The sequence below is a fragment of the Kitasatospora sp. RG8 genome (genome assembly GCF_017813315.1).
In the GTDB taxonomy this organism is placed as follows: domain Bacteria; phylum Actinomycetota; class Actinomycetes; order Streptomycetales; family Streptomycetaceae; genus Kitasatospora.
The window spans coordinates 129,799-153,087 of sequence record NZ_JAGIYX010000005.1 but is presented as its reverse complement, the minus strand read 5'-3'; the positions used below and the strand labels follow the sequence as shown (position 1 = coordinate 153,087).

General features: G+C 72.8%; 19 protein-coding genes and 1 pseudogene. 7 read left to right on the top strand and 13 right to left on the bottom strand.

Going from position 1 to position 23,289, the window contains the following annotated elements:
* Nucleotides 1-35 precede the first annotated feature (35 nt).
* Complete coding sequence (uvrA, locus tag J5Y04_RS10530) at nt 36-2,936, bottom strand: excinuclease ABC subunit UvrA (protein ID WP_307853044.1); 2,901 nt, start codon at nt 2,934-2,936, stop codon at nt 36-38.
* 269 nt (nt 2,937-3,205) lie between these two features.
* Between uvrA and J5Y04_RS10525 the strand changes: the two genes are divergently transcribed.
* Together J5Y04_RS10525 and J5Y04_RS10520 are read left to right on the top strand one after the other, a co-directional pair.
* Nucleotides 3,206-3,964 (top strand): maleylpyruvate isomerase family mycothiol-dependent enzyme, encoded by a 759-nt coding sequence (locus tag J5Y04_RS10525; RefSeq protein WP_209411687.1) that lies wholly within the window; start codon nt 3,206-3,208, stop codon nt 3,962-3,964.
* A gap of 51 nt (nt 3,965-4,015) precedes the next feature.
* Nucleotides 4,016-4,669 carry an MBL fold metallo-hydrolase gene (locus J5Y04_RS10520; protein WP_209411686.1) on the top strand — a complete coding sequence of 218 codons (654 nt, stop codon included), beginning with the start codon at nt 4,016-4,018 and terminating at the stop codon, nt 4,667-4,669.
* A gap of 76 nt (nt 4,670-4,745) precedes the next feature.
* On the opposite strand, the gene J5Y04_RS10515 is transcribed toward J5Y04_RS10520, so the two are convergent.
* The 4 genes from J5Y04_RS10515 to zapE form a co-directional block, all read right to left on the bottom strand.
* Nucleotides 4,746-5,726, bottom strand: coding sequence for a TerC family protein (locus J5Y04_RS10515; RefSeq protein WP_209411685.1), 981 nt, complete (start codon nt 5,724-5,726; stop codon nt 4,746-4,748).
* Between the two features lie 315 nt (nt 5,727-6,041).
* A complete protein-coding gene (locus J5Y04_RS10510; RefSeq protein WP_148642552.1) occupies nt 6,042-6,623 on the bottom strand; it encodes a TerD family protein in 582 nt (193 codons plus the stop codon).
* A gap of 251 nt (nt 6,624-6,874) precedes the next feature.
* Entirely contained in the window at nt 6,875-8,968 is a 2,094-nt protein-coding gene (gene uvrB, locus J5Y04_RS10505) for an excinuclease ABC subunit UvrB (RefSeq protein ID WP_209411684.1), read from the bottom strand.
* 81 nt (nt 8,969-9,049) lie between these two features.
* On the bottom strand, nt 9,050-10,129 hold the full coding sequence (gene zapE / locus J5Y04_RS10500; RefSeq protein WP_209411683.1) for a cell division protein ZapE: 1,080 nt from the start codon (nt 10,127-10,129) through the stop codon (nt 9,050-9,052).
* Between the two features lie 75 nt (nt 10,130-10,204).
* On the opposite strand from zapE, the gene J5Y04_RS10495 reads away from it, so the two are divergent.
* The 4 genes from J5Y04_RS10495 to msrB all read left to right on the top strand — a co-directional run bounded on the left by J5Y04_RS10495 (nt 10,205) and on the right by msrB (nt 13,572).
* Nucleotides 10,205-10,990 carry a pyrimidine reductase family protein gene (locus J5Y04_RS10495; protein ID WP_209411682.1) on the top strand — a complete coding sequence of 262 codons (786 nt, stop codon included), beginning with the start codon at nt 10,205-10,207 and terminating at the stop codon, nt 10,988-10,990.
* 143 nt (nt 10,991-11,133) lie between these two features.
* Entirely contained in the window at nt 11,134-11,595 is a 462-nt protein-coding gene (locus tag J5Y04_RS10490; RefSeq protein ID WP_209411681.1) for an indole-3-glycerol phosphate synthase, read from the top strand.
* A gap of 111 nt (nt 11,596-11,706) precedes the next feature.
* Nucleotides 11,707-13,137, top strand: a complete 1,431-nt coding sequence (gene murC, locus J5Y04_RS10485; RefSeq protein ID WP_305852826.1) for a UDP-N-acetylmuramate--L-alanine ligase — start codon at nt 11,707-11,709, stop codon at nt 13,135-13,137.
* Nucleotides 13,138-13,161: 24 nt separating this feature from the next.
* The gene (gene msrB, locus J5Y04_RS10480) at nt 13,162-13,572 is read left to right on the top strand and encodes a peptide-methionine (R)-S-oxide reductase MsrB (RefSeq protein WP_209411680.1); all 411 of its coding nucleotides are present in this window, start codon (nt 13,162-13,164) and stop codon (nt 13,570-13,572) included.
* Between the two features lie 81 nt (nt 13,573-13,653).
* Here the strand turns inward: msrB and J5Y04_RS41530 are convergent, their stop codons facing one another.
* The 8 genes from J5Y04_RS41530 to J5Y04_RS10440 form a co-directional block, all read right to left on the bottom strand.
* Nucleotides 13,654-14,964, bottom strand: coding sequence for a cytochrome P450 (locus J5Y04_RS41530; protein ID WP_374105979.1), 1,311 nt, complete (start codon nt 14,962-14,964; stop codon nt 13,654-13,656).
* A complete protein-coding gene (locus tag J5Y04_RS10470; protein WP_209411679.1) occupies nt 14,961-15,521 on the bottom strand; it encodes an ATP/GTP-binding protein in 561 nt (186 codons plus the stop codon). Before J5Y04_RS10470 ends, J5Y04_RS41530 begins: the two co-directional genes overlap by 4 nt.
* 187 nt (nt 15,522-15,708) lie before the next feature.
* On the bottom strand, nt 15,709-16,071 hold the full coding sequence (locus J5Y04_RS10465; protein WP_148642558.1) for a DUF742 domain-containing protein: 363 nt from the start codon (nt 16,069-16,071) through the stop codon (nt 15,709-15,711).
* The gene (locus J5Y04_RS10460; protein ID WP_307853043.1) at nt 16,068-16,499 is read right to left on the bottom strand and encodes a roadblock/LC7 domain-containing protein; all 432 of its coding nucleotides are present in this window, start codon (nt 16,497-16,499) and stop codon (nt 16,068-16,070) included. Before J5Y04_RS10460 ends, J5Y04_RS10465 begins: the two co-directional genes overlap by 4 nt.
* Nucleotides 16,496-18,430, bottom strand: coding sequence for an ATP-binding protein (locus J5Y04_RS10455; RefSeq protein ID WP_209411678.1), 1,935 nt, complete (start codon nt 18,428-18,430; stop codon nt 16,496-16,498). The genes J5Y04_RS10460 and J5Y04_RS10455 overlap by 4 nt, the downstream gene beginning before the upstream one ends.
* Nucleotides 18,431-18,493: 63 nt before the next feature.
* On the bottom strand, nt 18,494-19,519 hold the full coding sequence (locus J5Y04_RS10450) for an MBL fold metallo-hydrolase (RefSeq protein WP_209411677.1): 1,026 nt from the start codon (nt 19,517-19,519) through the stop codon (nt 18,494-18,496).
* Nucleotides 19,520-19,777: 258 nt separating this feature from the next.
* Nucleotides 19,778-20,524 (bottom strand): hypothetical protein, encoded by a 747-nt coding sequence (locus J5Y04_RS10445; RefSeq protein WP_209411676.1) that lies wholly within the window; start codon nt 20,522-20,524, stop codon nt 19,778-19,780.
* Between the two features lie 192 nt (nt 20,525-20,716).
* Nucleotides 20,717-21,640: a GNAT family N-acetyltransferase gene (locus J5Y04_RS10440; RefSeq protein WP_209411675.1), complete on the bottom strand. Its 924-nt coding sequence runs from the start codon at nt 21,638-21,640 to the stop codon at nt 20,717-20,719.
* Between the two features lie 258 nt (nt 21,641-21,898).
* Here J5Y04_RS10440 and J5Y04_RS10435 point away from each other — a divergent pair.
* Nucleotides 21,899-23,268 (top strand): annotated as a pseudogene (locus J5Y04_RS10435) (DUF692 domain-containing protein).
* The last annotated feature ends 21 nt before the right edge of the window (nt 23,269-23,289 follow it).

Genomic DNA, 23,289 nt, shown 5'->3' with positions numbered 1-23,289 from the left:
CCGGTGAGCGGTGCCGCACGGTAGGGCCGGCGGGGCTACTTCTTCGCGGCGGCCCGCTTGCGCGGGGCCTTGACCGCCACCGGGGCGTCGGCGAACTCGCCCGGGAGGATGTCCCGCAGGAACTTGCCGGTGTGGCTCTCCGGGACGGCGGCGATCTGCTCCGGGGTGCCCTCGGCGACCACCGTGCCGCCGCCGGAACCACCCTCGGGGCCCATGTCGACGATCCAGTCGGCGGTCTTGATCACATCGAGGTTGTGCTCGATGACGATCACCGTGTTGCCCTTCTCCACCAGACCGGAGAGCACCTTGATCAGCTTGCTGATGTCCTCGAAGTGCAGGCCGGTGGTGGGCTCGTCCAGGACGTAGACCGTCCGGCCGGTGGAGCGCTTCTGCAGCTCGGAGGCGAGCTTGACGCGCTGCGCCTCGCCGCCGGAGAGCGTCGGCGCGGACTGGCCGAGCCGGACGTAGCCGAGGCCGACGTCGTTGAGCGTCTTCAGGTGGCGGGCGATCGCGGGGACGGCCTCGAAGAAGTGCAGGGCCTCCTCGATCGGCATGTCCAGCACCTCGGCGATGGACTTGCCCTTGTAGTGGACCTCCAGCGTCTCCCGGTTGTACCGGGCGCCGTGGCAGACCTCGCACGGCACGTAGACGTCGGGCAGGAAGTTCATCTCGATCTTGATGGTGCCGTCGCCGGAGCAGTTCTCGCAGCGGCCGCCCTTGACGTTGAACGAGAAGCGGCCCGGCAGGTAGCCGCGCACCTTGGCCTCCTGCGTCTCCGCGAAGAGCCGCCGGACGTGGTCGAACACGCCGGTGTAGGTGGCCGGGTTGGAGCGCGGGGTGCGGCCGATCGGCGACTGGTCGACGTGCACCACCTTGTCCACCAGGTCGGTGCCGGTGATCCGGGTGTGCCGGCCGGGCACGCTGCGGGCGCCGTTCAGCTCCCGGGCGAGGTGGGTGTAGAGGATGTCGTTGACCAGCGTCGACTTGCCGGAGCCGGAGACGCCGGTGATCGCGGTGAACGTCCCGAGCGGGAAGCCGACCGTGACGTCCTTGAGGTTGTGCTCGCGGGCGCCGTGGACGGTCAGCTGGCGCTTCCGGTCCCGGTCGCGGCGGGCGGCCGGGATCGGGATGGACCGCTTGCCGGAGAGGTACTGGCCGGTCAGCGACTCCTTGTTGCCGAGCAGCTGCTTCAGCGAGCCGGAGTGCACGACCTTGCCGCCGTGCTCGCCGGCGCCGGGGCCGATGTCGACCACCCAGTCGGCCATCTTGATGGTGTCCTCGTCGTGCTCGACGACGATCAGGGTGTTGCCGATGTCCCGCAGCCGGACGAGCGTCTCGATCAGGCGGTGGTTGTCGCGCTGGTGCAGGCCGATGGAGGGCTCGTCCAGCACGTAGAGCACGCCGACCAGGCCGGAGCCGATCTGGGTGGCGAGCCGGATCCGCTGGGCCTCGCCGCCGGAGAGGGTGCCGGCCGCGCGGTTGAGCGAGAGGTAGTCCAGGCCGACGTCGACCAGGAAGCGCAGCCGCTCGTTGACCTCCTTGAGGACGCGCTCGGCGATCTGCTTGTCCCGCGCGTTGAGCTTCATCGCGCCGAGGAAGTCCGAGCAGTCACTGATCGACATCGCCGAGACGTCCGCGATCGACCGGCCCTCGACGGTGACGGCGAGCACGACCGGCTTGAGCCGGGTGCCCTCGCACGTCGGGCAGGGCACCTCGCGCATGTAACCCTCGAAGCGCTCCCGGCTGGAGTCGCTCTCCGCCTCGGTGTGCCGGCGCTGGATGAACGGGACGGCGCCCTCGAAGCCCGTGGTGTACGAGCGGTCCCGCCCGTAGCGGTTGCGGTAGCGGACCTCGACCTGGTGCTTGTGCCCGTACAGCAGCGCCTTCTTGGCGCGGGCCGGCAGCCCGGCCCAGGGGATGTCGGTGCGGAAGCCCAGCTCGCCGGCGAGGGCGTCGATCAGCCGCTGGAAGTACTCCTTGGTGTGGCCGCCCGACCACGGGTGGATGGCGCCCTCGTCCAGCGACTTCTCGTCGTCGGGGACGACCAGCTCCGGGTCCACCTCCATCCGGTTGCCCAGGCCCGAGCAGTCCGGGCAGGCGCCGAACGGCGAGTTGAAGGAGAACGAGCGCGGCTCCAGCTCCTCGAACGACACGTCGTCGTACGGGCAGTAGAGGTGCTCGGAGTACATCCGCTCGCGCTCGGGGTCGTCCTCCGGGAGGTCGACGAAGTCGAGCACCACCATGCCGCCGCTCAGCCGCAGGGCCGTCTCCACCGAGTCGGTCAGGCGGCGCTTGGCGCTCTCCTTGACGGTCAGGCGGTCGATGACCACCTCGACGGTGTGCTTCTCCTGCTTCTTGAGCTTGGGCGGCTCGGCGAGCTGGACCGTCTCGCCGTCCACCCGGGCGCGGGCGTAGCCCTTGGACTGGAGGTCGGCGAAGAGGTCGACGAACTCGCCCTTGCGCTCGCGCACCACGGGGCTGAGCACCTGGAACCGGGTGCCCTCGGTGAGCTCCAGCACCTTGTCCACGACGGCCTGCGGGGACTGCTTGGCGATCGGGCGGCCGCAGTGCGGGCAGTGCGGCTTGCCGATCCGGGCGAACAGCAGGCGCAGGTAGTCGTACACCTCGGTGATGGTGCCGACGGTCGAGCGCGGGTTGCGGTTGGTGGACTTCTGGTCGATCGAGACGGCCGGGGAGAGGCCCTCGATGAAGTCGACGTCGGGCTTGTCCATCTGCCCCAGGAACTGGCGGGCGTAGGAGGACAGCGACTCGACGTACCGGCGCTGCCCCTCGGCGAAGATCGTGTCGAAGGCCAGCGAGGACTTTCCGGACCCGGAGAGGCCCGTGAAGACGATGAGGGAGTCGCGGGGCAGGTCGAGCGAGACGTTCTTGAGGTTGTGCTCGCGAGCACCGCGGACGATGAGCCGGTCGGCCACTGCTTCTGGCGCCTTTCTCCGGGGCGAGATGGCTGGTGAAAGTGAGGTGTTCTTCTTCCAGGATGCGGCAGCCAGCCTACTAGCTCACGCGTTCGATTATCGAGCTTGTCCAGCCAGGTCCACCCGAACGAGTGACGGCGACCTCGGGGCCGTCCGTACCCGGTCCGAAAAGGCCCTGCTCAGGGCCCGGGTTCGGAGGTAGCGTCAGCTGGTCAACGAGCGGAGCCCCACCGGGGCAACGCACCGCCTCCGAAGAGAAGGCCCACCCGATGACCGACCCGCAGACCGCCGCCGCCCTCGCAGCCGACCGGCTCGCCCTGGTCGGGGAGAGCACCCGGCACCTGCTGCACACCGTCTCCGAGCTGAAGCCCGAGGCCGTCGCCGAGCCGTCCGCACTCCCCGGCTGGACCAGGGGCCACGTCCTGGCCCACCTCGCCCGCAACGCCGACTCCCTGGTCAACCTGCTGAACGGCGCCCGCACCGGCACCGACATCCCGCAGTACGCGAGCAACGAGGCCCGCGACCAGGAGATCGAGGACGGCGCGCCCCGCCCGGTGGACGTCCAGCTCGCCGACCTGGAGGCGAGCGACCGGCGCTTCGCCGAGGCCGCCGCGCTGCTGCCCGGCGAGGCGTGGACCGCCGACGTCCGGCACCGCACCGGCTACGTCTTCCCGGCCTGCGACATCCCGTGGAAGCGCCTCGCCGAGGTCGAGTACCACCACGTCGACCTGGACGCCGGCTACACCCCCGCGCACTGGCCGGAGGCCTTCGCGGTGGCCGAGTTCCGCAGGATCGCCGCCAGGCTGGCAGACGCCGCCCTGCCGGCCGTCGAGCTGGTCGCCGACGACACCGAGGACCGCGGCGCGATCGGCTCGGGCGGGCCGGGGCTGGTCGTCGAGGGCCCGGTCCGCGCACTGCTCGCCTGGCTCTCCGGCCGCTCGGACGGCGACGGGCTCCAGGTCCACCGGGGCGGTGTCCAGCTCGCCGACGGCCGCGCCGCGCTGCCCCCGCTTCCCCCGCTGGGCTGACGGCGCGAGGATGATCCTGACCCCTGTAGCGACCTGACGAGGAGCGGACGGATGACGTACCACGGAGCGGTCAAGGTCGGCGGACCGCCGGGCGTGCGCGAGCTGGCCCATCTGATCATCACCAAGGTGGCCGTCGGGCCGTACGACAACAACGCCTACCTGCTGCGCTGCCGGGCCACCGACGAGCAGCTGCTGATCGACGCCGCCGCCGACGCGCCGGTGCTGCTGGAGACCGTCGGCGACGAGCTGGCCACCGTGGTGACCACGCACCGCCACCACGACCACTGGGCGGCGCTCGCCGAGGTGGTCGCCACCACCGGCGCCCGCACGGCCGCCGGCGAGCACGACGCCGAGGGCATCGACGTCCCCACCGAGCTGCGGCTCGCGGACGGCGACACCCTCCGGGTCGGCCAGGTGGAGCTGACCGCCCGGCACCTGGTCGGCCACACCCCCGGCGCGATCGTGCTGGTCTACGACGACCCGCAGGGCCACCCGCACGTCTTCACCGGCGACTGCCTCTTCCCGGGCGGCGTGGGCAACACGTGGGGCGACGCGGCGGCCTTCGAGAGCCTCTACCGGGACGTCAACGCGAAGATCTTCGACGTCCTGCCGGACGAGGCCTGGGTCTACCCCGGCCACGGCAACGACACCACCCTCGGCGCCGAGCGCCCGCACCTCCAGGAGTGGCGCGAGCGCGGCTGGTGACCGCCCCGGCCACCGGGAACGACGGCGGGCCCGCGACCTCTGCCAGGTCGCGGGCCCGCCGTCGTACGAGAGGGGGTCAGGCGTCGATCTTCTCCGACTCCACCGCTTCCCGCTCCTGCTTCTTCGAGGCCATCAGGCTGGTCACCGTGGTGACGGCCAGGACGACGACGATGACGCCCAGGGAGAGCGGGATGCCGATCTCCGGCACGTTCGCGCCGGCCTCGTGGGCGGCGTGCAGGACCAGCTTCACGCCGATGAAGCCGAGGATCACCGACAGGCCGTACGAGAGGTGGACCAGCTTCTTCAGCAGGCCGCCGATCAGGAAGTACAGCTGGCGCAGACCCATCAGGGCGAAGGCGTTGGCGGTGAAGACGATGTACGGGTCCTGGGTGAGGCCGAAGATCGCCGGGATGGAGTCCAGCGCGAAGAGGACGTCCGTGGTGCCGATCGCCAGCATGACGATCAGCATCGGGGTCATCAGCCGGCGGCCGTTCTCCCGGATGAACAGCTTGGTGCCGTGGTACTTGTCCGTCGACGGGAAGCGCTGCTCGATGGACTTGAGCAGACGGTTCTCCTCGAACTCCTCGTCCTCCTCGTCGGCCCGGGCCTCCTTGATCAGCTTCCACGCCGTCCAGATCAGGAAGGCGCCGAAGATGAAGAACACCCAGGAGAACTGCGCCACCAGCGCCGCGCCGCCCGCGATGAAGACCGCCCGCAGCACCAGCGCGATGATCACGCCGAACATCAGCACGCGCTGCTGGTAGATCCGCGGAACCGCGAACTTGCCCATGATCAGAATGAACACGAACAGGTTGTCGACACTGAGCGACTTCTCGGTGATGTAACCGGCGAAGAACTCGCCGGCCGGCTGCGCGCCGGAGTGCCACCAGAGGAAACCGCCGAAGACCACGGCCAGCACGACCCAGACCGCGGTCCAGATCCCGGCTTCCTTGATCGACACCTCGTGCGGCTTGCGTCCGCCGATGAAGAAATCGGCCACGATCAGCGCCAGCAACACACCGATCGTGCCGACCCACATGCTTACGGAAACGTCCACTTACTGCTCCTCCGGCAGGTAGGCGAGACAGTCATCGTCACTTGCCGGAGGTCTCTTCCGCCCGTCGGACCCGCTCTGGCGCGCCCGCGGACCAGTGCCCCGGGGCGCCGCTCGCGAGGGCGCCCGTGATGACGGGACGACTGCGGGGGAATACTCCCCTCCGCTGCCCTCGAGAGTAACAGGAAGTCCAAAGAAAGGTAAAGAAGGTAAAGAACCGCCCCGCACTCCCCCCCTTCCCGGGCGCCCGGGGGGCCTGCGCGAGGCGCCTCCGCGGGGTACCTCGCGCAGGCCCTCCCCGGGTGCTTCGCCCGGCGCCTAGAGGAACGGCTCGATGGCCGGCAGCAGGTCCTGGAAGGTCCGGCCCCGCGCGGGCGCGCCGATCGCCTGCATGCCCCAGCCGCCGGACGGCTCGCGGAACACCTTGGCCATGATCTGCCCGGTGTGCGGGCCGCCGCCGGCCAGCTCGTACCGGGCCAGCTCCAGACCGGTGGACTCGTCCACCAGCCGGCAGTACGCGTTCTGCACCTCGGCGAAGGTCTGCCCGGTGTAGGAGCTGACCGTGAACACCACCTGGGTGATGTGCGCCGGCACGTGCACCAGGTCGACCAGGATCGACTCGTCGTCCCCGCCCGCACCGGTGCCGCCGACCAGGTTGTCGCCGGTGTGCCGGACGGACCCGTCGTTGCTCTCCAGGTGCTGGAAGAAGACCACGTCGGACGGGGTCTGCTCGGCGTACAGCAGCGCCGAGGCGTCCAGGTCGATCTGCCGGGTGCGGCTGCCGAAGAGGCCCCGCTTGGGCGCCGCCTTCCACCCCAGCCCCATCCGGACGATGGTCAGCGATTCGCCCGAACCCTTCTGCAGGCTGACCTGCTGCCCCTTGGCAAGGTTCACCGACACGGCGTTGTCCTCTCTGCCCAGCCGCGCGGTCGGTCTCCGCGCCGGCTCCACGGTGGAACACCCCGTTGCCGTCCCCCGGCTGAGGCCCCCTGGTGCGACCGCCCTCGTCCCCGGACGGCACCGCAGACAAGCCTATGGCCTGCGGTCGGGCGCACCGGTCAGCGTCTACCCGTTTGTGGCAAGGCTGAGACACCCCGGGGCTTGACCGGTGTCAGAACCGGCCAAGCCCCGCGGCGGTACGCCCGGAGGCGTCAGGCGATGCCGGCCTCGCGCATCTGCCGCAGCTCCTTCTTCAGCTCCTTGACCTCGTCGCGCAGCCGGGCCGCGACCTCGAACTGGAGGTCCGTCGCGGCCGCGTGCATCCGGTCCGTCATCGACTGGATCAGGTCGGCGAGCTCGGCGGCCGGCATGGACTTGGCCGGCTTGCGGTCCGCGCCGAGCGCCGGCACCGGGGCCTTGCCCTTGGCGGCCGAACCCCGGTACCCGGTGGAGAGCAGCTCGTCGGTGTCCACGTCCTCGCGGGCGAGGGTGTCCAGGATGTCGCCGATCTTCTTGCGCAGCGGCTGCGGGTCGATGCCGTGCTTCTTGTTGTAGGCCTGCTGGACGTCCCGGCGGCGGTTGGTCTCCTCGATCGCCTTCTCCATCGAGGGGGTGATCCGGTCCGCGTACATGTGGACCTCGCCGGAGACGTTGCGGGCGGCGCGGCCGATGGTCTGGATCAGCGAGGTGCCGGAGCGCAGGAAGCCCTCCTTGTCCGCGTCCAGGATCGCCACCAGGGAGACCTCGGGCAGGTCGAGGCCCTCGCGGAGCAGGTTGATGCCGACCAGCACGTCGTACCGGCCGGCCCGCAGCTCGCGCAGCAGCTCGACCCGGCGCAGCGTGTCGACGTCGCTGTGCAGGTACCGGACCCGGATGTCCAGGCCGAGCATGTAGTCGGTGAGGTCCTCGGCCATCTTCTTGGTGAGCGTGGTGACCAGGACGCGCTCGTCCCGCTCGACCCGCTTGCGGACCTCGTGCACCAGGTCGTCGATCTGGCCCTCGGTCGGCTTGACGATCACCTCGGGGTCGATCAGGCCGGTCGGGCGGATGATCTGCTCGACCTGGCCGTCGCCGCGCGACAGCTCGTACGGGCCCGGGGTGGCCGAGAGGTACACGGTCTGGTCGACCCGCTCCAGGAACTCCTCCCACTTGAGCGGGCGGTTGTCCATCGCGGAGGGCAGCCGGAAGCCGTGCTCGACCAGGGTGCGCTTGCGCGAGGCGTCGCCCTCGTACATCGCACCGATCTGCGGGACGGTGACGTGCGACTCGTCGATGACCAGGAGGAAGTCCTCCGGGAAGTAGTCGAGCAGCGTGTTCGGCGGGGAGCCGGGCTCGCGGCCGTCGAAGTGCATCGAGTAGTTCTCCACGCCGGAGCAGGTGCCGATCTGGCGGAGCATCTCGATGTCGTAGGTGGTGCGCATCCGCAGCCGCTGGGCCTCCAGCAACTTGCCCTGCTTCTCCATCCTGGCGAGCGTCTGCTCCAGCTCCCGCTCGATGTCGTTGACCGCGCGCTCCATGCGCTCCGGGCCGGCCACGTAGTGGGAGGCCGGGAAGACGTGCACGGAGTCGTCCTGGCTGATGATCTCGCCGGTGAGCGGGTGCAGGGTGTACAGCGCCTCGATCTCGTCGCCGAACATCTCGATCCGGACGGCCAGCTCCTCGTAGACCGGGAAGATCTCGATGGTGTCGCCGCGGACCCGGAAGGTGCCGCGGGTGAAGGCGAGGTCGTTGCGGGTGTACTGGATGTCGACGAAGCGGCGGAGCAGGACGTCGCGGTCGATCTCCTCGCCGACCTTGAGCCGCACCATCCGGTCGACGTACTCCTGCGGGGTGCCGAGGCCGTAGATGCAGGAGACGGAGGCGACCACCACCACGTCCCGGCGGGTGAGCAGCGAGTTGGTCGCGGAGTGGCGCAGCCGCTCGACCTCCTCGTTGATCGAGGAGTCCTTCTCGATGTAGGTGTCCGTCTGCGGGACGTACGCCTCGGGCTGGTAGTAGTCGTAGTACGAGACGAAGTACTCGACCGCGTTGTTCGGCAGCAGCTCGCGGAACTCGTTGGCCAGCTGGGCCGCCAGCGTCTTGTTCGGCGCCATCACCAGGGTGGGGCGCTGGAGCTTCTCGATCATCCACGCCGTGGTGGCCGACTTGCCGGTACCGGTGGCACCGAGCAGGACGACGTCCTTCTCCCCCGCGCGGATCCGGCGCTCCAGCTCGGCGATGGCCGCCGGCTGGTCGCCGTTGGGCTGGAAGGGGCTGACGACCTCGAAGGGCGCCTCTGACCGCTCAATGCTCGTGATGGGTCGCACGAGTCCACCGTACGACCCACCACTGACAACACGGGCGCCAACGCGTGATCCCGCGCGGGGGCCGCGGGCCCGGCCCCCGCGTCAGCCCTTCGCGCTGTCGCGGGCGAGGGCGACCAGGCGGGAGACCGCGCGCAGGTACTTCTTGCGGTAGCCGCCGCGGAGCATCTCCTCCGGGAAGACCTGGTCGAAGGGGATGCCGGAGGCGGTGATCGGCAGCTCGCGGTCGTACATCCGGTCCGCGAGGACGACCAGGCGCAGCGCGGTGGACTGGTCGTCGACCTGCCGCACGCCCCGCAGGCAGACCGCCTGCACGTCGTCCAGCAGGGCGCCGTAGCGGCTGGGGTGGACGGCGGAGAGGTGGTCCAGCAGCGCGCCGAAGTCGTCCAGCGAGGCGCCCGGGGTGCGGGCGGCGACGGCGTCCACGTGTGCGTCGGCGTACGGCGGCGGGGCGTCCGGGAGGCCGCGGTGGCGGTAGTCCTGGCCGTCGATCCGCATCGGGCGGAAGTGCGCGGAGAGGCCCTGGATCTCGCGCAGGAAGTCGGCGGCGGCGAACCGGCCCTCGCCGAGCTTCTCGGGCAGCGTGTTGGAGGTGGCGCAGAGCTTGACGCCGTTCTCGACCAGGCGGCCGAGCAGGGTGGAGACGAGGACGGTGTCGCCCGGGTCGTCCAGCTCGAACTCGTCGATGCAGAGCAGCCGGTGGCCGGAGAGGGTCTGCACGGCCTGCTGGAAGCCGAGCGCGCCGACCAGGTTGGTCAGCTCGACGAAGGTGCCGAAGGCCTTGGGGCCGGGCGCGGCGTGCCAGAGCGAGGCGAGCAGGTGGGTCTTGCCGACGCCGTAGCCGCCGTCCAGGTAGACGCCGGCCGGGCCGCTGGGCGCGGGGGCGCTGCGGCGGAACCAGCTGCGCCTCGGGGCCGCGCCGTTGACGCTGTTGAGCGTGCCGGCGAACTGCTCCAGCACCTGCACGGCCTCGTACTGGCTGGGCTGCGTCGCGTCGGGGATGTACGTCCCGAAGCTCACGTCGGAGAAGCGGGGCGGGGGGACCATCTCGGCGACCAGGCGCTCGGCGGGAACGACGGGGCGCCGGTCGGTGAGCGCGACGGGGGCGGGGGTTATCGACCCGGCCTCGGTCGCGGCGTCGGGGTGTGGGGCTGCTGCGGGCACGGTAGTAGAGGGTACGCCTGGTCGTGCACGCCTCAGGGCGGGGCCACCGGTGGAGGCCGGTGGAAGACTGGCGGTATGCAACAGTTGATCAGCCCGCTCGCCCAGTCTTTCGCCGATCCGGCCTCGCTGGAGTCGCTGGCCGCCGTCTACGCGTACCCCGACCAGGTGAATCACGGCCGGCCGTGGCTGCGCGCCAACATGGTGTCCGGCCTGGACGGCGGGGCGAAGCTGGACGGGCTCTCCGAGGGGCTCTCCGGGGACGCCGACAAGCGGATCTTCGGGGTGCTGCGGGCGCTGTCGGACGTGGTGCTGGTGGGTGCCGAGACGGTCCGCGCCGAGGGTTACCGCCCCGGGCGGGCGCGGGCCGAGTTCGCGCAGGCGCGCCGGGCGGCCGGGCAGGCCCCGGCTCCGGCCATCGCGGTGGTCAGCCGCTCGCTGGGGCTGAACCTGGCGGCGCCGCTGTTCACCGAGCCGCTGGTGCGGACGGTGGTGATCACCACCGAGGACGCCCCGGCGGAGGGCCTGCGCGCGGTGGCCGAGGTGGCCGACGTGGTGCAGGCCGGCCGCGGCTCGGTGGACCTGCGGGCAGCGGTCGCGGCGCTGGCCGCACGGGGCTGGACGAGGTTGCTGAGCGAGGGCGGCCCGCGGCTGCTGGGACAGCTGGCGGCCCAGGACCTGCTGGACGAGCTGTGTCTGTCGCTGGCGCCGTTGATCACGGCCGGCGACGCGCCGCGCATCATCCACGATGCGCAAATGCCTGACGTGCAGCGGATGCGGCTGGTCTCATTGATCGAGCAGAAAGGATTCCTCTTCACCCGCTACCTGCGTCTTCACCCGCACTCGGCCTCGCCGACCCCGTGATCCCCGGAATGTGATCCCGATCCCGGTCGGGAGCCTTCGTCCGCGTGGCCCGTGTGACGGGTGGGCAGCGTGCGGAAAGCTTCCGCCGGGCAGTATGGGATGCGATGCCGGGGCCCGGGGGCCGGCCACTGGAAGGGACTCACGTGTTCAAGACGGTACTGATGATCGAAAAGGCGCTCTCCGACGACGATGTGGAGCTGGTCACCACGCTCCACAGCGACGAGAAGGTGTCCTTCGTCGTCCTGATGCAGCCGCGCGGCAAGCAGGACGAGCTGCTGCGGGCCCTGGACGACGTCGCGCTCGGACACCTCGACAAGGTGGTGCACGAGCACGACGAGTCCGAGAGCGGGCCGACGGTGGCCAGCGAGTCGCTGGAGCACAGCCTGCGCCACCTGCGCGCGGCCGGGGCCGAGGCGGTCGGCGAGCTGGTCGAGGAGAAGCCGCTGGACCGGCTGCGCACGGCGGTCGAGGAGCACGAGGCCGACGAGGTGGTCGTGCTCACCTCGCCCCACTTCGTGGAGGAGTTCTTCCACCGCGACTGGGCCTCCCAGGCCCGGCACAAGGTGGGCGTCCCGGTGCTGCGGCTGTTCGCCAGCGACTCCTGAGCCGACCCGCCGGTGGTGCAGAATCGTCCTTGCGGCCCGTCCGCGAGGACGATTCGCACGTCCGACCCCAGCTGTCCCCCTGTCCTGCCCCCGCCCGTACGGAGCCCCGCCTTGAACGACGCCGCGCACGACCTGCACGCCCCGCACTTCATCGGTATCGGCGGCGCCGGGATGTCCGGCCTGGCGAAGATCCTCGCGGTCCGCGGCGCCAGCGTCTCCGGCAGTGACTCCAAGGAGTCCGAGACCGTCCTGGCGCTGCGCGCGCTCGGCGCCGACGTGCACATCGGCCACGCCGCCGAGAACCTGCCGGAGGGCGTCAGCAGCGTCGTCGTCTCCAGCGCGATCCGCGCCGACAACCCGGAGCTGGCCGCCGCCCGCGAGCGCGGCGTCCCGGTCGTCCACCGCTCCGACGCGCTGGCCGCGCTGATGGGCGGCCGCCGGGCGCTGGCGGTGGCCGGCACCCACGGCAAGACCACGACCACCAGCATGCTGGCCGTCGCCCTCGGCGAGCTGGGCCTCGACCCCTCGTACGCGATCGGCGGCGACCTCGACGCACCCGGCTCCAACGCCCACCACGGCACCGGCGAGATCTTCGTCGCCGAGGCCGACGAGAGCGACCGCAGCTTCCACAAGTACGCGCCCGAGGTCGCGATCGTGCTCAACGTGGAGCTCGACCACCACGCCAACTACGCCTCGATCGACGAGATCTACGAGTCCTTCGAGACCTTCGTCGGCCGGATCACCCCCGGCGGCACCCTGGTCGTCTCCGCCGACCACGCGGGTGCGCGCGAGCTGGCCTCGCGGGTGGCCGGCCGTGACGGCCTGAACGTGGTCACCGTCGGCGCCGCCGAGGACGCCGACGTCCGCGTCCTGTCGGTGGCCGCCCGCGGCATGACCAGCGAGGTCACCGTCCTGCTGGACGGCGCCGAGCTGTCCTTCACCGTCTCGGTGCCCGGCCGGCACTACGCGCACAACGCGGTCTCGGCGCTGGCCGCCGGCGTCGCGCTCGGCGTCCCGGCCGCCGACCTCGCCAAGGCGCTCGGCGCCTACACCGGCGTGCGGCGCCGGCTCCAGCTCAAGGGCGAGGCGGGCGGCGTCCAGGTGATCGACTCCTACGCCCACCACCCGACCGAGATGGCCGCCGACCTGGAGGCGATCCGCGAGGGCCTGGAGGGCGCGGGCCGGGTGCTGGTGGTCTTCCAGCCGCACCTGTTCAGCCGCACCCAGCAGCTCGCCGAGGAGATGGGCCAGGCGCTCGCCCTCGCCGACGCCTCCGTCGTCCTCGACATCTACCCGGCCCGCGAGGACCCGATCCCCGGTGTCACCAGCGAGCTGATCATCGACGCGGCCAGGCGGGCCGGCGCCGACGTCACGCCCGAGCACGCCTTCGACGCCGCCCCCGCCCTGCTGGCCGGCCTGGCCCGCCCGGGCGACCTGCTGCTCACCATGGGCGCGGGCGACGTCACCAACCTCGGGCCGGCCATCCTGGAAGAATTGGGGCAGGGCCTGGGGCGCCTCGCGAACGTCGCCACCAACGTCTGAGGACCTGTCGACCGGGAGCGTGTGATGAGCTACGAGATCGAGAAGACCGACGCCGAGTGGCGCGCCCAGCTCTCGCCGGAGGAGTACCACGTCCTCCGCGAAGCCGGCACCGAGCGCCCGTTCACCGGCGAGTACACCGACACCAAGACGGTCGGCGTCTACGGCTGCCGCGCCTGCGGCGCCGAGCTGTTCAGCTCGGAGACCAAGTTCGACAGCCACTGCGGCTGGCCGTCCTACTACGCGCCGCTCGCCGGGGACCGCGTCCAGTACATCGAGGACACCACGCTCGGCATGCGCCGGGTCGAGGTGCGGTGCGCGAGGTGCGGCGGGCACCTCGGGCACGTCTTCGAGGGCGAGGGCTACGGCACGCCGACCGACCAGCGGTACTGCATCAACAGCATCTCGCTGACGCTGAAGCCGGCCGACGAGGGCTGACCCCGCGTGCCGCAGGCCCGGGAACCGCCGTCCGGTTCCCGGGCCTGCGTGCTGTCCGCGGTCGTCCCCGCCGCCCGCCGGCTACCCCGGGACGGGCTGGAAGCGGACCGGCAGGTGCACCAGGGCCCGGTGGAAGGGGCCCGGGCGCCAGAACAGGTTGCCGGCGGGCGTCGCGAGTTCGAGGTCGCTGAGGCGGCTGGTGAGCTGCTCGATGGCGGTGATCGCGATCAGCAGCGCGGGGTCGCGGGCCGGGCACGCGTGCGGGCCGGCCGACCAGGCCAGGTGGGCGGACTGGCCGCTGCCCAGCCCGGGGCCGTCGGTGGACGGCGCGGCCTGGGAGTTGGCGGCCGCGTAGGAGACGAGCACCAGCGAACCGGCCGGGATCTCGCGGCCGTGGAAGGTGACGTCGTAGCGCGGGTAGTGGGCGGAGAGGTTGGCCATCGGCGGCTCGTGCCAGAGCGCCTCGTCGATCGCCTGGTGCGCGGTCATCGCGCCGCCGAACAGCGAGCCGGCGTAGCGGGCGTCGGTGAGCAGCCGCAGCAGCGCGTTGCCGATCAGGTTGGCGGTCGGCTCGTGCCCCGCGATCATGGTGAGGGTGATCTGCCGGACCACCTCGTCGTCGTCCAGCCGGGCCGGGTGGGTGAGGAACGAGGAGGTCAGGTCGCGCTGGGGCCGTGTGCGGCGCTCGGCGACCATCTCGGTCACCACCGCGACGAGGTCCGTGTAGGCGACGACCGACTGCTCCGTGGACTCCACCATGTCCGCGATGCCGGCCACCAGCCGGGCGCTGTGCTCCTCCGGCACGCCGTACCAGGTGTTGAAGACGAACGCCGGCAGCCGGCGCGCGTACTGGGCGATCAGGTCGGCCGAGCCGGTGGCCGCGAAGGCGTCGATCAGCTGGTGGGCGACCTCGGCGATCCGGCGCTGGAGCAGGTGCGGTTCCAGCAGGGCGAGCCCGTCGGTGATCACCTGGCGGTAGCGGGCGTGCTCGGCGCCGTCGGTGAAGAAGGCGGTGGGGCGGAAGCCGAGCATCGGCTGCAGCGGCGAGTCCGACGGGACGGTCTCCGGCCAGGCCCGCGGGTCCTTGGAGAAGGTGTCGGTGTCGCGCAGCAGGTCCAGGGCGGCCTGGTAGTCGGTGACCAGCAGGGCCTCGACCCCGGGGGCGAGCTCCACCGGGGCGACGGGGCCGTAGCGGCGCAACCGGTCGTAGACGAGTTTCGGGGCGGCGGCGAACTCCGGGCCGTGCAACGCGATCGGCCCGTCGTCCGCTCCGGTGGCGGGGGTGCCGGAGCCGGTGGTGCGGGTGGCGCCGGTGGTGTCGGTGCCGGTGGTGCCGGTGGTGTCGGTGGTGCCGGTGGTGCCGGTGGTGCCGGTGGTGTCGGTGCTGGTCACGGCTGCTCCGGGGCGGCGTCGGGTGCTGCGGGCAGGCCGTGCAGGACGTGCTCGGCCAGCGCGATCAGCGCGTCCAGGCTGGCGCCGCGGTCGCGGGCGTCGCAGAGCACCAGCGGGGTGGCGGGGTGGAGGTCCAGGTGCGCCCGGAGCACCTCGGCCGCGTGGCCGGGCGCGTCCGGGAAGCAGTTGACGGCGACCGCGTACGGCAGGCCCTGCTCCTCGACCATGTCCATGATCTCGAAGGAGTCGGCCAGCCGGCGGGTGTCCGCCAGCACCAGGGCGCCGACGGCGCCGCGGGCGATGTCCTGCCAGAGCGGGAAGAAGCGGCGCTGGCCGGGGGTGCCGAACATGTAGAGCACCACCTGGCCGGGCAGGGTCAGGCGGCCGAAGTCGACCGCGACCGTGGTGGTGGCCTTGCCCGGCAGGAGCGCGGTGTCGTCGACGGGGGCCCCGGTCTCGGTCATCGCCTCCTCCGTGTGGAGGGTCGGGATCTCCGAGAGGGTGCGGATGAGCGTCGTCTTGCCGACCCCGAACGGGCCGGCGACGACCAGCTTCATCAGTGTCTGGTCCCGGTCGGGCAGGTAACCCACCCGGCCCTGGGCCTGGCCCGGAGCCGGAACCTGGCCCGGAGCCGGAGCCAGGCCCGGAGCCGGAGCCAGGCCCGGAGCCGGAGCCAGGCCCGGAGCCGGAGCCTGGGCCGGAGCCGGAGCCTGGGCCTGGCCGCCCGGCCGGCTGCCGGCGGGGCTACCGGAGAGTGCGGAGTCCAACGAGGAGCCTCTCGACGATGGAGCGGTCGGTCTGCTGTGCGCGGGGGATCGGGGCGCGGGCCCGGAGACAGCCCGCCTCGACCAGGTCGGCCGCGAGGAAGACGGTGGCGCTGACCGGGAGCCGCAGGTGGGCGGCGGCCTCCACCACGGTCAGCGCGCCGGGCTGCAACAGCTCCCAGAGGCGCCGGTGCTCGCCCTCCAGGTCCTGCAACGCCTGCGGCGGTTCGGCGCCCGTGGCGTGCAGCACGGTGAGCCGTTCGAAGCCCTCCGTGCCGGGGCGGGCCCGGCCGCCGGTGGCCAGGTAGGCAGGGACCATCCTCCTGCGGGGTACGGCGGTCATGACCGGGCGCTGACGTCCTGCCGCCTGGCCGGGCTCGCCAGGGCGTGGCCCAGAGCGGCGACCTGGACCTGCATCTGGTAGGCCACGTTGCCGAGTTGGGCCTCCGGGGTGGTGAACACCGCCAGCGAGGTGTTCTCACCGGCCGGGACGACGATGGCGAAGCCCAGGTCCGACTCGACCACGGTCTGCGCCAGCCGGGGCTGCTCGGTGTCGGTGAACGCGGTGGTGAACGCGCGGGCCGCGGCGTGCACGGTGGCCGTCATCGCGGCGACCCGCTCGGCGGAGGCGCGGCCGAGGCCGTCCGAGGCCCCCTCGACGAGGCCGTCGCCGGTCGCGATGACCGCGTGCAGGACACCCGGCAGCTCCAGTAACGGCGTCAGCACCCACGAGATCTCGTCGGTGGCGGTCAGGCTGGACGTGCTGCTCACTGCTCTGCTCCTTCGGAGGGCTGGGCGGGGCGGTGGCCGGTCGGGCCCGGGCCGGCGGCCTCGGGGCCCATGTGGTCGGGGCCGGTGCGGTCGGGGCCGCTGCGGTCGGCGGTGCCGGCGGCGGCCGGGGTCGTCGTGTCGGGGCCGTCGAGAGCCGGGCGTACGGCGGCCGGGAGGGCCTCGGCGGCCCGTTGGCCGACCTCCGCTGACTCCGCCCGGGCGACGGCGGCCCGGCCGGAGCCGGTGCCCTGTTGCAGCGCCTGCCAGCGGGCGGCGGCCTCCTCGGGGGTCCGCCCGGCCAGGCCGGTGAGCGTGTCGTCCGGCGCACCCGTCGGGGCATCCGTCGACGCGCCCGCGAGGGCCTGGGCGGCGGTGGCCCGGGCGGCGCCGCCGGCCGGCTGCTGGGCGAGCGGCTGGCGCCTGCGCCTGGTGGGCAGGCCGCTGCCGTCGGACGGCGCGGCGGGCCCCGGCGTCACCTCGTGCACCGGCGGCACGACGTGCATGGCCGGCGCGGCGTGCCGGGTCGGCAGGTGGTGCCCGTCCGGCCCGTCGTGCCCGTTCCGATCGTCGGACTCGTCGTACGACGCCGGCACCACCTGCACGGTCGGCGCGGGCGCCGGCCCCGCCCCGGCGCGCAGCGGCAGCGGGGTGAGCACCGAGAGCGGCTGCTCCGCGTCCACCACGGTCAGCAGCCCGGCCGGGATCCGCACGATGGTCCGCATGCCGCCGTAGGGCGAGATCTCGATGTGGCAGGCGAAGCCGTACTGCCGGGCCAGCTTGCCGGCCACCGCGAAGCCGGTCTTGGGAGGGTTGCCCAGCTCGGTGAGCAGCACCTCGGGCGGACCGGCCAGCAGACGGCGGGCGCGGCCCAGCTGGTCCTCCTCCATGCCGATGCCGCTGTCGTCGATGATCACCAGCGCGCCACGGCCGCCCTGCTGGACGGTGACCGGGATGTCGGTCTCCGGGTGCGAGTACGCGGTGGCGTTGGCGAGCAGCTCGGCGATGGCGATGGCGAGCGGCTCCGCCGCCCGGGCCACCACGGCCAGCCGGTTCTCCCGCAGGTGGTTGGCGACCTTGATCCGGGCGTAGCCGGGCACCCGGGAGAGCGCGCCGAGCACCACCTCGGCCAGCGGCGAGTCGGTCCGGGCCAGGCCGGGCCAGGCCTCGCAGAGCACCGCGATGGTCTGGATCCGGCGCAGCGCGACCTCGTTGCGGAAGTCGAGCTCCAGCAGCCGGGGGTCGTCGTTGTCGTGCTGGAGCTGCTGGACCAGGCTCTGGATCTGGTAGAGCAGCGTCTGGATCTTGGAGGTGGCACCGCGCATCGCGGCGCGGGCGGCGGCGTCGACCCGTTCGCGCTCGTCGGTGACGGCGGTGGCGGCGGCGTCAAGGACGGCCTGGAGCAGCCGCACGGCCTCGGGGCCGACGGCCTGCGGGTCCAGCGGGCCGTTGGCGGGAGCGCTGGGGTGGAGGAGCCGCAGCGAGGTGGCGCTCACCCGCTCGGCGGCGAGGTGGCCGATCTCGGCCAGCAGGGCGCGGACCTGCTCGTCGGCCTCGGCGGCCCGGCGGACGGCCGCGGCGGTGCGGTCCTCGGCCGCGCGGGCGTGCAGCTCGGCCTCGGCCGCACGGTGCTCCGCCTCGGCGGTGCGTTGGGCGGCCTCGCGGGCCCTGCCCTCCGCGGCCAGCGCCCGGGTCTCGGTGCGCTGCGCCTCCTCGGTGGCCCGGCGGGTGAGCGCCTGCGCCTCGCGGAGCTGCTGCTCGCCCCGGGCCAGCCGGCCGTCGGCGGCGCGGGCCCGTTCCTCGCCGTGGGCGGCGGCCGTCTCGGCGGCGACGGCCCGGACGAGTGCGCGGGTCCGTAAGCGGGCCAGGACACCGGCCGCCGCGAGCGCGGCGGCTGCGAGCACTGCCAGGGCGAGCAGCGCGATCTGCATCATCGAACCTCGGACGTCCTCGATCGAAGGGGGTGGGGGTGCGCCGGTGCGGGCGCGGGCGCCGGGTCAGGCCGACGCGGGGGCGTCCTGCCCGGACCGGGGCCGCGACGGGCGGCCGGCCTCCTCGTCCAGCTCCCTGGCCACCAGGGCGACCTGGCTCATGGCCTCCAGCACGTTCGGCACCTCGCTGCCGTCCAGGTGCCGGTACTCGGCGGCGACGGTGAGCACCAGCCGCTCGGGCAGGCCGAGTTCGGGGTGGCGCTGCTCGGCGATGATCCGCCGGGCGGCGTCCAGCGCCGGTGTCCCGGCCTCGTGCAGGGCGTGCGCGCGCTCGCGGACATAGCCGAGGTAGGCGATGTGGTCCCGGACGCCGGAGCGGTCCAGCACCGGGCCGTGGCCGGGGACGAAGATCTCGGCTCCGGTGGCCAGGGCCTGCTCGCAGGCGCCGATGACGTTCTCCAGCGGGCCGGCCCAGTGCGAGGGGTGGTCGCCGGGCTGCTCGGGCGTCGAGCCGAAGATCACGTCGCCGGTGAACACCGCGCGCTGGTGCGGCAGGTGGACGATCAGGTCGCCGCCGGTGTGCGCGGACGGCAGTGCGGTGATCTGGACGGGGTACTCCCCCACCCGGAGCTCCAGCTCGCCGCTGAAGACGGTCTGCGGGTGGACGGGCTCGGTCTCGGACCAGTCGAACTGGCCGAAGTGGCGCTGGAGGTAGCCGCCGAGCAGCGAGGCCGGGTCACTGCCCGTGACGAGCGCGTGCTGCTGCTTCGGGCTCGGCTCCCAGTGGATGTGGCCGAGCGCCTCGCGCGTGGCGATCACCTCGGCGTCCGGGAGCACGCCCGCGCCCCAGAGGTGGTCGCCGTTGGCGTGGGTGACGACGATCCGGTCGACGGTGACGCCGTCGGCCAGCCGTTGCCGGCTCTCGGCGAGGAACTCGGCGGCGAGGGAGGGGTCGTAGGGCGTGTCGATCCAGAGCGCGGTCCCCGGCGAGGCCAGCAGCCCGCAGTTGGCCAGCCCCCAGCCGCGCTTGGGCGGAAGCCACACGTACAGGTCCTCGGCTATCGCGCTCACGTTCGCACGGCTGATCGTCATGTGCGCGATTATGCCGATGATGTGACAGGTAGGGGAGTAAAAGGCTTGTGATTCAAGCCATTTCCTGTCCCGGACCATCCTGACCTGTCCTACTTCGCACCGGCACGGTCCGGCCCATTTCGTCTCAATGCACGGGGACGGACGGACCGGTGAACGCGGGAGGTCGGACCGGCCGACTTCCTGCTCCCGGGCTGCCTCAGAGCCGCGGATCCACGGTGCCCGGCCCCGGATCCACGGTGCCCGGCGCCCGCCCGCTGCTCAGACGGCGGGCAGGATCCGGCAGACCTCCACCGTGACGTCCACCGTGTCGAGGCCGATGACCCGGCCCTCGACGGCGGCGAATCCTTTCTCCCCGCTGCGGAACAGCGCCGCCAGCGGCGACTTCCGACCGGTGGCCGCCAGCGCCTCCACCGCCATCGCCGAACCGAAGGCGAAGACCCCGCAGACCACGATGCAGGGCGCCTGCCGGGAGGTACGGGTCACGAAGACGAAGCCGTGATCCCGGATCAGTTCGTCCGCCGCGTTGTACTGCGCCTCGAAGGTCATCCCGCCCCAGCGGGCGCGGGCCGCCTCCGGGTACTCGATGCAGAAGTCCGGGAACGCCGCGCCGAGCACGCTCGCCGAGTACCGGTTGACGCTCGGGCCGCCGATCGAGAAGGTCGGCATCCTCGGGTCCTGCGAGCCGGCCGCGACCAGCTCTATCGTCGCCTTCCGGTTGACCTTCCGCAGCAGGTCGATGAGTTGGGCTATCGCCCGCGCCTCGGCCATCGGCATGAAGAGGACGTTCCTCGGGCCCCGGCTGGTCAGCCGGCGGCCGTCCTTGGCGAAGGCGAACTCCGCCACCTCGATGCCGGGGGTGATGATCTGCACCCGGCTGTACGGCGCGAGCAGCGCGCGGAGGAAGCCGTACTGCAGAAAGAGCCGGGCGCGGGCGAGCGAGCGGGCGGCGAGAAAACCGATGACCGCCGGAACGAACCCGACCAGGACCTGAAGCAGGATCTCCATAGCATCCCCCGCACGGAAGACTCGGGCACGAACTGTCTGCCGAGAGGTGATGCCCCGTAGAACACCGGGAACTCCCGGCACTGCCGTCAACCCGGCGCCCGCCGTCGGCAATGCGCCCACTTCAGCCCTTCGGGTGAAGACCCGTGCCTCGCCACGGACGGCCTGCGGGGCAGGCCTCCCCCGGCCCGCCCGTCATCCGTCCAGCCGCTTGACGAACTTCCGCTCGCTCGCGCAGCGCTCGTACCCGAGCCACTCGTTGATGGCGAGCATCGGCGCGTTGGTCGCGTCGTTGCTGGTGTACGCCCGCCGGTAGCCCGCCGCCTGCGCCCGGCGCAGCGACTCCAGCTTGGCGAGCTTGGTCAGGCCCCGCCCCCGGAAGTCCCGCCGGCAGGCCGAGAACGCCGACCAGTAGCGGTCCGCGCCGTCCGTCTGCACCGCGCTGAACGCGACCGGCTCGCCGTCCAGGACGGCGACCGTCGTCAGCTCGCGGTCGAGGTCCGGGCGGGCCCAGTCGCCGTGGAGGAACTCCTCGTAGTCGGCGGCGTCCATCGCGACCTCGCCCGGCTCGTCGCGGATCGCGTCCGCCTCGATGACGAAGATCGGGTACGGGTCCTCCACCCACTCGCTCGCGGGGCGCAGCTCGACACCGGCCGGCAGGTCGGGGGCGGCCGGGAGCGGCAGCGACAGGTCGCGGCGGGCGAAGTGGGCCGTCCGGCCGGCGGTGAAGCCGCGGTTCGCGGCGAACTCCAGCGCGCCCGGCTCCTCGTCCACCCAGCTGTGCACCTCGGCGACGCCGAGCCCGGCCAGGTACGCCTCGGCCTCGGCCAGCAGCGCCGTGAACGCACCCCGCCGCCGGTACGCCGGCAGGATGCTGCCGTTGGCGTAGCCGACGCCCCGGGTCGTCGTGCCGGTGACCAGGCCGCAGCGCAGTGCGCCGACCACCCGGCCGTCGAGCTCGGCCACCAGGGTGCGGTGGTGCTGCCCGGCCGGGAGGTTGGCGTCCATCCAGACGAACACCTCGGGGGTGAGCACCAGGTGCTCGCGCCCCGCGCTGTGGGCGGCGGCCACGGCCCCGGCGTCGGCCGGGCGGAAGTTACGGATCGTCAGAGTCGTCATAGGTGCGCCACGGTAGCCCGCCGCGGCCCCGGCCCGCCTCCGATTTACCGCCCCCACCTGCGGTTCCGTGGCGGGGAGGGGGTCGGGGTCGGTCACCACCGGGCCGGCAAGCTCAAATAATGCTCTGAGATGACCGGGTGAGGCTTGGCAGTCGCCGCGTCCGGGGACACCCTCAGCAACACAGCCCGGTCCCGCCCTGGCGACGACGCCCGCGCCGGCCGACGGCTTCCCACCCAGCCCTCCGAAGGGGGCGCACCGATGACCTCCCCTGCCGTGAAAGCGCCCGTCAAGGGCACCACACCCGACCGGGTCACCGCCGCCACGGCCACCGCCACGGCCACCTCCGCGGCCACCTCCGCGCAGGTCGGCACGCTCGGCGTCGGCCTCGGCTGGCGCAGCGAGATCGACATCGTGGTCGAGCGCCAGCCGGGCCTGGACTGGGTCGAGGTGGTCGCGGAGAACGTCTGCGCCGGCCACCTGCCGGAGTCGCTGCGGATCCTGCGGGAGCGCGGCGTCACCGTGGTCCCGCACGGCGTCTCGCTCGGCCTGGGCGGCGCCGACCGGCCCGACCCGGCCCGCCTCGCCAGGCTCGCCGAGACCGCCGACGCGCTCGGCTCGCCACTGGTCACCGAGCACCTGGCGTTCGTCCGGGCCGGCGGCCTGGAGGCCGGGCACCTGCTGCCGGTACCGCGCTCGCGCGACGCTCTCGCGGTGATCGCCGAGAACGTCCGGATCGCGCAGGACCAGCTGCCGGTGCCGCTGGCACTGGAGAACATCGCCGCCCAGCTGGCCTGGCCGGACGACGAGCTGACCGAGGGGCAGTTCCTCGCCGAGCTGGTCGAGCGGACCGGTGTCCGGCTGCTGATCGACGTCGCCAACCTGCACACCAACCGGGTCAACCTCGGCGTGGACCCGGCCGCCGAGCTGGACCGCCTGCCGCTGGAGGCGCTCGCCTACGTCCACGTGGCGGGCGGGCGGCTGGTCGACGGCGTCTGGCACGACACGCACGCGCACCCCGTCACCGAGCCGGTGCTGGAGGTGCTGGCCGAGCTGTGCGCGCGGGTCGCGCCGCCCGGCGTCCTGCTGGAGCGGGACGCGAACTTCCCGCCGCCCGGGGAGCTGGCCGCCGAACTGGACGCCGTCCGGCGCGTGCTGGAAGGGGCCCGGCGACCGTGACGACACCGGAGGACAGCGAGCTCGCCGCCGCCCGCGCCCGACTGGCCGAGCGCCAGGAGGCCCTGCTGGCCGCCCTGGTGGCGGGCGGGCCGGTCCCGCCGGGCTTCGACGAGGCCCAGGTCCACGCCCAGGCACTGGGCCTGGCCCACAAGCGCAGGGACACCGCGGCCAAGGTGGCCCCGGAGCTGCCCCGGCTGCTCGGGCCGCAGTACGGGCCGCTGTTCCTCGCCTTCGCGCGCCGCCACCCGCAGACCGGCGGGTACCGCGCCGACGCCCGCGCCTTCGCCGCGTGGGCGCTGGCCAACACCTCGGCCTACGGCCCCGGGGAGGGGCTCGGCCCGGAACAGCGGCGGGCCCTGGAGCTGTGGCTCCGCGGCCCCGCCCCGGAGCCGGTGCCCGGCCCGCTCACCCGCCTGCGCCGGGCGCTGCTGCCCGCCCGCCGGCACCACTGACCCGCTCTCCGCTTCGTTCAC

Coding starts and splice junctions, on each gene's coding strand:
- J5Y04_RS10440 (WP_209411675.1), bottom strand. CDS start 21,640: ATGACGACTCTGACGATCCGTAACTTCCGCCCGGCCGACGCCGGGGCC.
- J5Y04_RS10525 (WP_209411687.1), top strand. CDS start 3,206: ATGACCGACCCGCAGACCGCCGCCGCCCTCGCAGCCGACCGGCTCGCC.
- J5Y04_RS10450 (WP_209411677.1), bottom strand. CDS start 19,519: ATGACGATCAGCCGTGCGAACGTGAGCGCGATAGCCGAGGACCTGTAC.
- J5Y04_RS10455 (WP_209411678.1), bottom strand. CDS start 18,430: ATGATGCAGATCGCGCTGCTCGCCCTGGCAGTGCTCGCAGCCGCCGCG.
- J5Y04_RS10445 (WP_209411676.1), bottom strand. CDS start 20,524: ATGGAGATCCTGCTTCAGGTCCTGGTCGGGTTCGTTCCGGCGGTCATC.
- J5Y04_RS10495 (WP_209411682.1), top strand. CDS start 10,205: ATGCAACAGTTGATCAGCCCGCTCGCCCAGTCTTTCGCCGATCCGGCC.
- J5Y04_RS10470 (WP_209411679.1), bottom strand. CDS start 15,521: ATGAAGCTGGTCGTCGCCGGCCCGTTCGGGGTCGGCAAGACGACGCTC.
- J5Y04_RS10520 (WP_209411686.1), top strand. CDS start 4,016: ATGACGTACCACGGAGCGGTCAAGGTCGGCGGACCGCCGGGCGTGCGC.
- msrB (WP_209411680.1), top strand. CDS start 13,162: ATGAGCTACGAGATCGAGAAGACCGACGCCGAGTGGCGCGCCCAGCTC.
- J5Y04_RS10465 (WP_148642558.1), bottom strand. CDS start 16,071: ATGACCGCCGTACCCCGCAGGAGGATGGTCCCTGCCTACCTGGCCACC.